The following is a 12,225-nucleotide window of genomic DNA, read 5'->3' as shown; positions in this document are numbered from 1 at the left end:
CCGGGGCGGGCCAGCATCAGCGATGTGGCGTCAGCACCCCGTCAGATGCCGTTTGGGCCGCTCCTGGCGGTACACATAGCGGCCGGCTTCGGTAAAGCCTGCCTGCCGGTAGAGCTGCTGGCCCGCAGAATTCGACGCCGTAACCATGAGCCAGTAGCCTGACACGCCATGGGTGCGCCCTTCACAGAGAAGGGCGTTGATGATCCTGCGGGCGTAACCCAGACGACGGGCGTCGGGGCGGGTGGCCATGCAGTACAACCCGCCGTAACCGCCCGCTAAGGCAAGGCGTCCGACGGCGGCCGGGACGCCGTCGTCGTCCCTCACCAGCGCGTAGAGGGCCGGGCAGCCGGTGAGGATCCTGCCCGCAACAGCCAGTTCCTCGTACCCGCCGCGGCCATCGACACTCCACCACAGCTGCAGCCATTCCTCTGACGGTTCCGGAAGTACTTCGACGCCGGCATCTGGTGCTGACCGGACTGACGCACAATCGAGGTGCATGACGAGTGTTTCAGATTGCCGCGTAAAGCCTTCGGCATCGAGCAACGCGTTCAGAGACTCATACCGCTGATTCCGGCGGTCACGTGCCTCTTCTGTCAGCTGGTAAATGACGGGGAGCCTGTTCCGGCGGTACCACTGGACGGCGTCGCGCATCGCTGCTGGCTCATCGGCCGCGGTGTCCCGGACCCAGACCGAGTTGGCTCGTTGGGTGACACCGGACGCAGCGCGGAACACCCAATGTCCTGTGTCATGCCGTTCAGTGGCGGGCCAGGCGGCGTCCATGAGGGCCTCGAATTCAGGCATGGCGAGATTTGCCGTGGATGGACCGGTTGCCATTGGTCTCCTTCAGAGCGGTTTGGGGAAACACCAAAGGCCCCCGTTTCAGGGGGCCTTTGGTCAGGATGTCACGGGGCAGCGAGGGGGCGGTTCCCCGGCTACTTCGCCTCGGGCTTCTTGGCCTCGGGCTTGAAGTCGACTCCGGCTTCCTTGCGCTGCTGCGGCGTGATGGGAGCAGGAGCTGCTGTCAGGGGATCGTAGCCGTTGCCGGTCTTCGGGAAGGCGATGACGTCGCGAATGGAGTCAACGCCGGCGAGCAAGGAGACCACGCGGTCCCAGCCAAAGGCGATGCCGCCGTGCGGGGGTGCCCCGTACTTGAAGCCTTCAAGGAGGAAGCCGAACTTCTCCTGTGCGTCCTCATGGGAGAGTCCCATGACTTCAAAGACGCGCTCCTGGATGTCGCTCTGGTGGATACGGATGGAACCGCCACCGATTTCGTTGCCGTTGCAGACGATGTCGTAGGCGTAGGCCAGGGCAGACTCGGGATCGGTGTCAAAGCTGTCCATGTACTCGGGCTTCGGCGAGGTGAACGCATGGTGCACGGCCGTCCAGTTGCCTGCGCCCACTGCAACATCGCCTGATGCCACGGCGGCAGCAGCCGGCTCGAACATGGGCGCGTCCACCACCCAGGCGAAGGCCCAGTCCTTGGGGTTGATGAGGCCGGTACGGTGCCCGATTTCGACCCGTGCCGCACCCAGCAGGGTGCGGGCCGATGACTTCTCGCCTGCGGCGAAGAAGATGCAGTCCCCGGGCTTGGCGCCCGCGGCGTCAGCCAGCCCGGCGCGTTCGGCTTCTGTCAGGTTCTTGGCCACGGGACCGGCCAGCTCACCGTCCTCCTTGAACAGGACGTAGGCAAGGCCCTTGTGCCCGCGCTGCTTGGCGAACTCCTGCCAGCCATCCAGGGTGCGGCGCGGCTGGGAGGCACCACCGGGCATAACGACGGCGCCGACGTAAGGAGCCTTGAAAACGCCGAAGTTGGTGTCCTTAAAGAATTCGGTGAGCTCAGTGAGCTCCACTCCGAAACGCAGGTCCGGCTTGTCAGATCCATAACGCGCCATGGCGTCGTTGTAGGTGATCCGCTGGATCGGGGTCGGGATCTCGACGTCGATCAGGCGCCACAGAGCCTTCACGATGCTTTCGCCGAGCGCGATGATGTCGTCCTGCTCCACGAAGCTCGCTTCAATGTCCAGCTGGGTGAATTCCGGCTGGCGGTCCGCGCGGAAGTCCTCATCGCGGTAGCAACGGGCGATTTGGTAGTACTTCTCGAAACCGCCCACCTGCAGCAGCTGCTTGAAGAGCTGGGGAGACTGCGGCAGTGCGTACCAGGATCCCGGGGCCAGGCGTGCGGGAACAACGAAGTCCCGGGCGCCTTCCGGCGTCGAACGTGTCAGCGTGGGGGTTTCGATCTCGACGTAACCGTCCTGGTGAAGGAGTTCGCGTGCAACGCGGTTGGCCTCTGAACGCAGGCGGAGGTTCCGGCTGGGGCCAGGGCGGCGCAGATCCAGGTAACGGTGCTTGAGGCGTGCTTCCTCGCCGACTTCCACGTGCTCATCGATCTGGAACGGCAACGGGTCAGAGGTGTTGAGGATCACCACCTTCTCTGCCATCACCTCGATTTCACCGGTAGCAAGAGCGGGGTTTTCGTTGCCCTCCGGGCGCATGGAGACCGTTCCGATGACCTGAAGCACGTATTCGTTGCGCAGTCCGTGGAACACCTCTTCTTCACGGACCACCACCTGGGCAACGCCGGAGGCGTCACGCAGATCGACGAAGGCGACACCACCGTGATCACGTCGGCGGCCTACCCAGCCGGCCAGGGTAACGGTCTGTCCAATGTGCTCGGAACGAAGGGATCCGAGGTCATGTGTGCGCAGCACAGCACGCCTTTCTAAAGGAGAACGGAAGCAAAAACAGAATCAAGTTGACTAGGATCATTGCGGGAATGATCCCGTCCGAGTTTACCCGTTGGAAAGGCCTCCCCACCTCCATGCAGAGCCACCGCCAGTTACAACGCAGGTTGGGCGTGTTCGACGCCACGTCCATTGGCCTCGGCTCCATGCTGGGGGCGGGAGTTTTTGTCGTATTTTCTCCTGCCGCCTCCTTGGCCGGTGAACTGCTCATCTTTTCGGTGGTCCTTGCCGGGGCGATCGCATATTGCAATGCAGTGGCCTCGGCGCAGCTCGCCTCGATTTATCCGGCAAGCGGCGGTACATATCTGTATGGGCGGAAGCAGTTGGGCGAATGGCCGGGATTTATCGCCGGCTGGGGCTTCGTGACAGGCAAGACGGCGTCATGCGCCGCAATGGCCCTGACGTTCGGGCATTATGTGGCACCGGATTATGCGATTCCCGTAGCCATTGCTGGGGTGGTGGTGCTTACTGGAGTCAATCTGCTGGGCATCACGCGGACAGCGCTTCTCACCCGGGTTCTGCTCGCCATCGTCCTGGCCACGCTGGTGTTCGTGGCTGTGGCCAGCATCATGGGCCCTCACCCTGTTGCTGTCGGCTCCGGCGAAGGTCCAGTGGGCAGCCCCTGGGGGATCCTTCCCGCCGCCGGCCTGATGTTCTTCGCTTTTGCCGGGTATGCCAGGATCGCCACCCTGGGCGAGGAGGTCAAGGATCCCGAGAAGACTATCCCTCAGGCCATTCTTGCGGCCCTTGCCGGCGCCTTTGCCATCTATCTGGTGCTTGCACTCTTGCTGATGGCCCACCTTTCCATTGGGAGGCTGGCTGGATCTGCTTCGCCACTGCTCGAGGCGGTCACTGATTCGGGATTGAGCGCCGGTGCGCCGTTAGTGCAGGCAGGAGCGGCGGCGGCCAGCCTAGGCGCCCTGCTGGCCCTCATCACTGGGGTGGGCAGAACAGCCCTGGCGATGGCCCGGGAGCGGGACCTCCCCCGACCGCTGGCCCGTATTGGCGGAACCCATACAGTCCCTTACGTGGCCGAACTTGCCGTCGCCGCCGCTGTTATTTTGCTGCTGCTGACCACCAATGTGCTCACGGTGGTTGGCTTCTCAAGTTTCGGGGTGTTGATTTACTACGCCGTCACTAATGCATCCGCTTTCACGATGGCCAACCGTCCGGCGTATGGACCCAAATGGCTTAACGCAGTGGGCTTCGCCGGCTGCCTCATCCTTGCTGTGACGCTCCCGCCGGCCTCAGTGCTGGTCATGGTTGTGGTCCTTGCACTTGGCCTTCTTGGCCGCTATGGGGTGCTCAGACTCCGCAAACGCAGAGCCTTAAGCAACCCCGGCAGCTAGGCCCTTCCCGCTATGTGCGGTCTACCTGGACCTGGAGATCCTCTTCCGGGGGTGTCCAGGTCTCGGGCGCGGCACTGACCTGTTCACCTGTGCGGATGTCCTTGACCTGGTGCTTGCCGTCGTCGTCCGTGAACCAGACAAACGGGATTCCACGACGATCCGCAAACTTGATCTGTTTGCCGAACTTTTCCGCTTTTGCCGCAACTTCGGTGGAGATGCCGCGGCTGCGCAGCAATGCGGCAACATCCTGGGCGGCGTCCCAACTCTCATCGTTGTTCAGCGTCACAAGCACAGCCGTCGGGACCGACCGGGATGCCTTCGCCAGATCCTGGCTCAGGATGCGGGAAACCAGGCGCGTCACACCGATGGAAAGTCCGACGCCGGGAAACTTCCGGTTGCCTTTGCTCGCCAAGGCGTCGTAACGGCCGCCAGAGCAAATGGAACCAAGCTGCTCGTGGCCCACCAGTACCGTTTCCACCACGGTCCCTGTGTAGTAATCGAGTCCGCGGGCAATGCTGAGATCCGCCACTACCTTCCCCGGGGCGCGCTGGACGGCGGCGTCTAAGACCTGCTCGAGCTCGCTGAGGCCTTCCTCGAGCATCTCATTTGTAACGCCCAACGCCCGGACCTGTTCCACAAACGATGTGTCCTCCGTGCAGATACCGGCCAGCTTCAGGGCTGCTTCGGCCTGCTCCCTGGAGGCACCAAGCTCGCTTTGGAGCAACTCTGATACCCGGTCCGGCCCGATCTTCTCCAGCTTGTCGATGCTGCGCAGTACCCCGGCGGTATCCGTCAGCCCGATACCGCGGTAGAAGCCCTCCGCCAGCTTGCGGTTGTTGATACGCAAGCGGAAGTCGGGAATGGGAAGGGCGTTCAGTGCCTCTGCAATGACCAGCGCTATCTCGACGTCGTAGCGGAAGGGCAGCTCGCCGTCGCCCACTACATCGATATCCGCCTGGGTGAACTCGCGGGCGCGCCCCTCCTGGGGGCGCTCACCGCGCCACACTTTTTGGATCTGATAGCGGCGGAAAGGGAAGGCAAGGTATCCGGCGTTCTCCACCACGTAGCGGGCAAAGGGAACCGTCAGGTCAAAGTGGAGTGCCAAGGCATGCGGATCAGCTTTGCCCGCTTTTGCCTCGTCGCTTTCTTCTTCCTGGAGCCTGCTGAGCCCGTAAACTTCCTTGTCGATTTCTCCCTTGCGCAGCAGCTGGCCGACGGTCTCTACGGCCCGGGTCTCAATCGAGGAGAAGCCATGGAGCTCGAAGACGCGCCGCAGGGTATCCAGCACATGCATCTCGACCAGCCGCTCCTCGGGAAGCCACTCGGGGAATCCGGACAGGGAGGCGGTGCGTGCCATGGTGGATTTTCTCCTCAGGTAAACAGGCCGCCGGTGCCCTCGGCGCACTATTCCGCCCGAAACGGGCGGGAAAGGGCGGGAGTCCGGCTAGACATGCATAAACTATGTGCGGCAGTCAGTTTATGCTTTCGGCGCCTGCAACTCTAATGCGGCAGGTGCCCGCTATCCGGCTGGCCACTCTGCACCTGGTCTAGGGACGCTTGCCGTCGGCACGCCCTGACGCCAGCACGACACCCAGGAGGACTTTTGGCGGCCAGTTCACGCAGTGCCCGCGAAACCAAGCGACGCATCCAGCAGATGGAAGCTAAGCGAGAGTTGCGCCGGGAGCAGGAAAAACGCCGCAAACGGGACAATATCCTTGCGGCAGGCGCCGGTACCGCGGTGCTGATTCTCGCCGTCGTCCTCCAGCTGACGGTCTTCTCAAGCAATCCCACGGAAGAGGAATACGCCGCGGCCCAGGCCGGCCTGACGAGCCCGTCGGCCACTCCTTCCGCAGCTCCCACCAATGCCGAGAACATCCCCAAGCCCGAGACGGCTGCCGGCAAGGTCTTTACGGGAGAGCTCGTGCTTAACCGGGGCACGCTGGGTGTCGAATTCGACGGCACGAAGGCGCCCCAGGCGGCAGCCGTGTTCAAGTCCATGGCCGACGAGAACTACTTTGCCAGAACAAGCTGCCACCGGGTCACCACAGCGGAGAACTTCGGCGTCCTGCAGTGCGGCTCCACCACCGGCGACGGCCAGGCGGATCCCGATTTCAAGTGGGGTCCGCTTGAAAACACTCCGGCCGACAACAAGTATCCGGCCGGAACTATTGCTGTAGCCAGAGGCGGGGATGACGCGTACAGCAACGGACGCCAGTTCTTCATCGTCTATAAGGACACCGAGATTCCGGCAGACTCGGCCGGTGGCTACACCGTGGTTGGCAAGGTTACGTCCGGGTTGGACGTAGTGTCGAACATTGCTGCCGCCGGGCTTAAGGCCGGGGGCAACCCAACCGACGGCTCACCTGTGGAACCAGTCACGATAGACTCGTTTTCTCTGAAGTAACCAACTTCGGCCAGTGGCCGGGGCAGCATTACCTGAGCAGTTCCCTCCAAGCGAAAGACTTTTAGCGGTGACAGACAGTCAGAAATCCGACGAAACATCAGCTGCCGACGCAAGCGAATCCGCGGTTCCCGTAACCAGCGATGCCGTCAGCGACGCAGCCGACACCACAGCAGCCGACACTGCCTCAATTGAGGAGGCTCCTGTGGAACCTGCCTCTGCTGAGGAGGCTCCGACCGAGGAGGCTCCGGCCGAAGAGGCTGCTGCTGAGGAGGCTCCTGTAGAACCCGCCTCTGCCGAGGAGGCTCCGGCCGAGGAAGCACCGGCCGAAGAGGCTCCGGCCGAGGAGGCTCCTGTAGAACCCGCCTCTTCTGAGGAGGCTCCGGCCGAGGAGGCTGCTGCTGAGGCTGAGACGCAGGTTGAAGATGCTCCGACAACAGACGCTGAAACCGAAGCCGTTCCGACGACGGACTCTGCTCCTACGGCTGCGGTACCGACACCAAGTCCCACACCGCGTCCTGCACCCCGCCCTGCACCCTCGCCGGCCGCGTTTGCTGCCCGGCCCAAAGCGGCTCCTTCTGCCGCTGCGGCTGCCCCCGCACCTGCTCCTCCAGCGACGTCGCTGGCCGAGGCTGCCCGGTGGGGTCGGGTGGAAGGCGACGGACAGGTTTTCCTGACCCTCGACGGCGTCGAGCACCCCGTGGGGCAGTTTCCCGGAGCCACCGATGACGCAGCACTGGCCTACTTCGCCAAAAAGTACGACGACATCGTGGCGCAGATTGTCCTATTGGAACAGCGGGTGAGCTCGAAGGCTCCTACCGCGGATATGCAGAAAACCGTCTCGCATCTGCGCGAGCTTCTTGCAGAGCGCAACATGGTGGGCGACATCAGGTCAGCCGAGAAGCGGCTGGACGCCCTGTCCGAGCAGATTACTGCTCTGGAGAAGGCCGAAAAGGCGGAGCACGACGCCGTCCGCGCTGCTGAACTGGCGGCACGGGAGGCCATCGTTGCAGAGGCTGAGGAAATCGCAGGACACGATCCTTCCCAGATCCAGTGGAAGACGTCCAGTGCCCGGATGAACGAGCTGTTTGAAAGCTGGAAGGCCGCTCAGAAGAGCGGTGTCCGGCTTGGCCGCAGCAACGAGGATGCTCTCTGGAAGAGGTTCCGTGCAGCACGCACGGTCTTTGACCGTCACCGCCGCGCCTACTTCTCGCAGCTGGACAGCAACAATTCGGCTGCGAAGTCGGTCAAGGAAAAACTCATTGCCGAGGCTGAGGCTCTGTCCTCCTCCACCGACTGGGGCTTCGCCGCCGGAGAATACCGCCGCCTGATGGATGAGTGGAAAGCTTCGCCCCGGGCCAGCCGTAAAGACGATGACGCTCTGTGGGCACGCTTCCGTGCCGCCCAGGATGTCTTCTTCTCGTCACGTCAGGCCGCAAATGATGAGATCGACCAGGAATACAGCGCCAACCTCACCGTGAAGGAAGGCCTCCTGGCGGAAGCCAACGCCTTGCTCCCCATCACGGACCTGGCCGCTGCCAAGAAGGCGCTGCAGTCCATCCGTGACCGCTGGGAGGAAGCCGGTAAGGTTCCCCGCGGCGACATGGGACGGATCGAGGCCGGGCTCCGGAAGGTGGAGGACGCCGTCCGCCACGCCGAAGACGAGAACTGGAAGCGGTCCAACCCGGAGACAAAGGCACGCACCAACAGCGCCCTGTCACAGCTGGAGTCCGCGATCGCTTCCCTCAAGGATGACCTCGCCAAGGCCGAGAAGGCCGGTGACCAGCGGAAGATCAAGCAGGCCAAGGAAGCCCTTGAGGCGCGCCAGGCCTGGTTGGACCAGCTCGAGCGTTCGGCCAACGAACTCGCCTAATCTTCACAGGCTCGGAAAGCCCCGTTCAGACTTCTGAACGGGGCTTTCCTGTCTTCTGCCCCGCCCGCGGACTACGTTCAAGATTGGCCGAGGCCCCAAGCCTGCGCCAGATGTAATGCAACCGGCAAAAGGTCTCCATGGCCGGCAACAAGTTCGTCCCGGTGGGACGTTCTTGTCCAGGAGAACTCCGCCACGATGTCCGCCTCCACGCTCTGGCGTTCAATGTGGGTCCACGGTTCCCACGGGAACTCCTCTGGGGTGGCTACTCCGAAGAACCAGCTACGCAGGTGAATCTCAGGCTTGTATTGGCGCATGTCGTAGATGCTGTCAGCGAAATGGAATAGAGACATCCCGCCGCCCCTCCCTGTCTCTTCCTGCAGCTCTCTCGCTGCTGCCTGAGGGGGCGTTTGTCCTGCTTCGATGGTCCCGGCCGGTACCTGCCTGCCTGCTTCGGCATGACGTGGCTGGATGAACGTGATGTAGTGAGCAAGCTTCGGATCGAAAATGTAGATCGCAACCTTGCCCTTGGTGGGCAGCCCGGCTGCAGGGGGCATGCTAAATCCGGTCATTGACACAGGATATGCGTCTTGGGAAGTACCCTCAGGGGCTCCAGTCGGGTTATCCACATAGCGGAATGTGGGACTGTACCGGTTCACTCCGGGCAAGCGAAGATTGCTCAATGGCCACAACCTCCCGTCTTTCCCTCCTGGCAGGGTCCCTTTCAGGGAACCCGGCTCAGCCAAGAAACACAGCTCCGCCGCCCTACGGGGATGCTGCCACACCCGTATCTGCAGAGCTTCTTTTTCCCGGCAGGCTGTTCTCCTGGCCTGAGCTGCAGGCGATGGCGTCCGACGGCGTGCTGACGCAGCTTTTCCAGCGCGGTTACCTTTTGCCGGGGACACCTGAGACCCCGCAGTTGAGGGCACGGGCCGCAGCGTTCGCCGTGCCTCAGTCGATCAGGCAACGGGTGGTTGCAGGACGCATGACTGCAGCCTGGATCTACGGATGCGCTCCCGAACCGGATCGGCTGGCTCTGTTGGTGGATGCAAAACGGCGCGTATCGAGCCTTCGATCCACTCGGGGATGCACCCTGCACGAAGTCCGGTTGGGCCCATGTGATGTCGTTAGTCTGGGCGGACTAATGGTCTCCACTCCCCTGCGGACGGCCTTGGATATTGCACTGCACGTGGAACCGGTTCGGGCAATACCGGCCCTCCAGGAACTGCTGGATCGTCCCGAACTGGACGTCCGGCTGCGTCTGCTGGTCCTGGCCGTTGAGGCCACACCCAGGGTGCCTCACAAGAAGGCGGCGCTGGAGAAGCTCAGCCAGCTTGCAGGCAGGTCCGCATCTGGCAGGCCCGGGCTAGTTGCGACGCCTGTTGCCCGTAGTCCGGTAAACATCGAAGACGCCGTCGATGCGCCGCACGGCACTCAGGACGTGGCTGAGGTACTTGGGGTCACCCATTTCGAAGGCGAACTTGGAAATGGCCACCCTGTCAGTTGACGTATGCACGCTGGCCGCCAGGATGTTTACGTGATTTTCCGAGAGGACGCGGGTGACGTCCGAAAGCAACGACTTCCGGTCCAGGGCTTCCACCTGGATTTCCACGAGGAAAACGCTGGACTGCGTCGGAGCCCAATCCACTTCCACAATACGGTCGGGCTGGTCCTTCAAATCAGAGACATTGGTGCAGTCGGTCCGGTGAACCGATACACCTGAACCCCGGGTCACAAAACCAAGGATGGGATCAGGCGGAACAGGCGTACAACAGCGCGCCAGCTTCACCCAGACATCCCCAACGCCGCGCACAATGACGCCTGAATCCGAGAAGCGGGCCTTCGTGACCTGGGTGGGAATGCTGACTTCAGCGAGGTCATCATCAGGGCTTTCTTTCCCGCCCAGGCTCTCAACCAGCTTCTCCATCACTGACTGGGCCGATGTATGGCCATCTCCCACCCCGGCGTAAAGCCCGGAAATGTCGACATACTTCAAGTCCTCAGCGACGGCAGCCAGGGCGTCATGGGTCATGAGCCGCTGCAGGGGAAGGTTCTGCTTCCGCATTGCCTTGGTGAGTAGGTCCTTGCCGCGGTCGATGGCTTCTTCCCGGCGTTCCTTACTGAACCATTGGCGAATCTTGTTCCGTGCCCGCGCGCTCTTGACGAAATGCTGCCAGTCCTGGCTTGGACCGGCGCCCTCAGCCTTGGAGGTGAAGATCTCCACCCAGTCGCCATGATTCAGTTCGCTGTTGAGCGGCACCAACTTGCCGTTGACCCGGGCCCCGATGGTGCGATGGCCCACTTCAGTGTGCACGGCGTAGGCGAAGTCCACGGGTGTTGAGCCGGCTGGCAGCGCCATGACCTCACCCTTGGGAGTGAAAACGAACACTTCACGGGCGTTGATCTCAAACCGCAGGGAATCGAGGAACTCGCCCGGGTCAGACGTTTCCTGCTGCCAGTCAACCAGGGAACGAAGCCAGCCCATGTCGCCGTCGCGCGGACTACCCGGCCCCGCTGCTGTCCGGTTCGGCTGGTCCTTGTACTTCCAGTGCGCGGCCACGCCGTATTCGGCCCGGCGATGCATCTCGTGAGTGCGGATCTGGATTTCGACCGGCTTCCCGCCGGGACCGATCACCGTAGTGTGCAGAGACTGGTACATGTTGAACTTCGGCATGGCTATGTAGTCTTTGAACCTGCCGGGCAGTGGATTCCACCGGGAATGCAAGGTACCTAGCGCCGCATAACAGTCTCGGACAGAGTCCACCAGCACCCGGACTCCCATGAGGTCATTGATGTCGTCGAAATCCTTGTCGCGGACAATCATCTTCTGGTAGATCGAGTAGTAATGCTTGGGCCGGCCAGTAATGGTGGCCTTGATCTTGGCCGTCCGCAGATCCTCGGTGATCTGGTTTCGGATGACGCTCAGACTCTTTTCACGCTCGGGGGTCCTGTCCCCCACCATGCGAACAATTTCCTCATACACCTTGGGGTAGAGGGCAGCGAAGGAAAGGTCCTCCAGTTCCCACTTGATGGTGTTCATGCCCAGCCGGTGCGCAAGCGGCGCGAAAATCTCCAGGGTTTCCCGGGCTTTACGGGCTGATGATTCGGCCGAAACGAAGCGCCAGGTGCGGGCGTTATGCAACCGGTCGGCCAGCTTGATCATCAGGACCCTGATGTCCTTCGCCATGGCGACAACCATCTTGCGGACTGTCTCCGACTGGGCGGCCTCGCCGAAGCTGACCTTGTCGAGTTTGGTGACGCCGTCAACGAGCATCGCCACTTCCGGGCCGAAATCCGCCTTGAGGTCAGCCAGGGTGTAGGGCGTGTCTTCCACAGTGTCGTGGAGCAGGGCAGCGGCGAGGGTGGCACCGCTAAGGCCAAGCTCGGCCAGAATGGTTGCCACGGCCACGGGGTGGGTGATGTAGGGATCCCCGCTTTTGCGTTTTTGGCCGCGGTGACTGCGCTCTGCCACGATGAACGCCCGTTGGATCAGGTCGAAGTCTTCTTTGGGATTGTTCACCCGCACGGTTCGCAGCAGCGGCTCGAGGATGGGCGAATACGTGATGGTGCCCCTTCCCGTCAGCCGGGCGAGGCGGGAACGCGTACGCTCCCGTCGTCCCGGGAACGTCTGGCGCAGGCCGGGGTTGTCGACGGGTACGCCTGGTCCGGGGCGCACTGAGGCCACCACGCCAGTCTGTGGAGCCTGGCCCGGATCTTCATTTCCGTCTGCCATTGCTGCCGACGTCGAACGTTCTTCCAATGAAGCACCCCTCACGACCCGTTAATTATCCCAGTCTATTCCGGAGCAGGAGACTTCGATAACCGGAGACAAACGCCGATGGGCCGGACCGCGTCATTGTG

Annotated in this window: 8 protein-coding genes and 1 pseudogene; 4 read left to right on the top strand and 5 right to left on the bottom strand. The window is 62.5% G+C overall.

From position 1 onward, the window contains the following. Positions 1–30: 30 nt before the first annotated feature. Both MU551_RS00455 and aspS read right to left on the bottom strand, forming a co-directional pair. A complete protein-coding gene (locus MU551_RS00455; protein ID WP_247040171.1) occupies positions 31–834 on the bottom strand; it encodes a GNAT family N-acetyltransferase in 804 nt (267 codons plus the stop codon). Positions 835–932: 98 nt separating this feature from the next. Beyond that, complete coding sequence (gene aspS, locus MU551_RS00450) at positions 933–2,711, bottom strand: aspartate--tRNA ligase (protein ID WP_247040170.1); 1,779 nt, start codon at positions 2,709–2,711, stop codon at positions 933–935. Between the two features lie 110 nt (positions 2,712–2,821). On the opposite strand from aspS, the gene MU551_RS00445 reads away from it, so the two are divergent. After that, positions 2,822–4,093: an APC family permease gene (locus MU551_RS00445; RefSeq protein WP_247040573.1), complete on the top strand. Its 1,272-nt coding sequence runs from the start codon at positions 2,822–2,824 to the stop codon at positions 4,091–4,093. A gap of 10 nt (positions 4,094–4,103) precedes the next feature. On the opposite strand, the gene hisS is transcribed toward MU551_RS00445, so the two are convergent. Further along, the gene (gene hisS, locus MU551_RS00440; RefSeq protein WP_247040169.1) at positions 4,104–5,450 is read right to left on the bottom strand and encodes a histidine--tRNA ligase; all 1,347 of its coding nucleotides are present in this window, start codon (positions 5,448–5,450) and stop codon (positions 4,104–4,106) included. A 246-nt stretch (positions 5,451–5,696) separates the two neighbouring features. Between hisS and MU551_RS00435 the strand changes: the two genes are divergently transcribed. Together MU551_RS00435 and MU551_RS00430 are read left to right on the top strand one after the other, a co-directional pair. Next, positions 5,697–6,497, top strand: coding sequence for a peptidylprolyl isomerase (locus MU551_RS00435; RefSeq protein ID WP_247040168.1), 801 nt, complete (start codon positions 5,697–5,699; stop codon positions 6,495–6,497). A 67-nt stretch (positions 6,498–6,564) separates the two neighbouring features. Beyond that, positions 6,565–8,367, top strand: coding sequence for a DUF349 domain-containing protein (locus MU551_RS00430; RefSeq protein WP_247040167.1), 1,803 nt, complete (start codon positions 6,565–6,567; stop codon positions 8,365–8,367). A gap of 77 nt (positions 8,368–8,444) precedes the next feature. On the opposite strand, the gene MU551_RS00425 is transcribed toward MU551_RS00430, so the two are convergent. Beyond that, positions 8,445–8,936: an NUDIX domain-containing protein gene (locus tag MU551_RS00425; protein ID WP_247040166.1), complete on the bottom strand. Its 492-nt coding sequence runs from the start codon at positions 8,934–8,936 to the stop codon at positions 8,445–8,447. An 11-nt stretch (positions 8,937–8,947) separates the two neighbouring features. Between MU551_RS00425 and MU551_RS23735 the strand changes: the two are divergent. Continuing rightward, a pseudogene (locus MU551_RS23735) lies at positions 8,948–9,538 on the top strand (hypothetical protein); the annotation flags it as partial. A 192-nt stretch (positions 9,539–9,730) separates the two neighbouring features. Here the strand turns inward: MU551_RS23735 and MU551_RS00415 are convergent. After that, complete coding sequence (locus MU551_RS00415) at positions 9,731–12,124, bottom strand: RelA/SpoT family protein (protein ID WP_247040165.1); 2,394 nt, start codon at positions 12,122–12,124, stop codon at positions 9,731–9,733. Positions 12,125–12,225: the final 101 nt, after the last annotated feature.

This window comes from Arthrobacter rhizosphaerae (assembly GCF_023062595.1).
GTDB lineage: Bacteria > Actinomycetota > Actinomycetes > Actinomycetales > Micrococcaceae > Arthrobacter > Arthrobacter rhizosphaerae.
The sequence above is the reverse complement of the archived record's forward strand: the minus strand, read 5'-3'. Positions and strand labels throughout refer to the sequence as shown.